Raw genomic sequence first — 254 nt, 5'->3', positions numbered from 1 at the left:
ATGCGGAGCATCGTCGCCCCATCCTCCGGAAACTCCTCGACCGTGCGGTCGTACACGCTGTGGACGCCGTGGCCCAGCCACCCCTCGTAGGCGGAGTCGGAGTACCACGCGCGCCTCCATTCCAGCGGAAGCGGCGAGGAGAAGCCGAAGTCTGTGCCCTCGTAGACAACCGCGCCGTTGACAAGGTTCACAGGCTCGAAGCCGTTTTTACACAGGTGCGCGCTGAGTTTCTTCGTGGAGGGAAAACGCTTCTG

At 63.0% G+C, this 254-nt stretch carries 1 protein-coding gene; it reads right to left on the bottom strand.

Features of this window, described 5'->3' with window-relative positions; translation table 11 throughout:
- Window positions 1-254: DUF6531 domain-containing protein (locus ACX9YW_RS23265; protein ID WP_460351131.1), on the bottom strand; the 254-nt coding region annotated here is incomplete at both ends.

This window comes from Pseudoneobacillus rhizolycopersici (assembly GCF_054786815.1).
The sequence above is the reverse complement of the archived record's forward strand: the minus strand, read 5'-3'. Positions and strand labels throughout refer to the sequence as shown.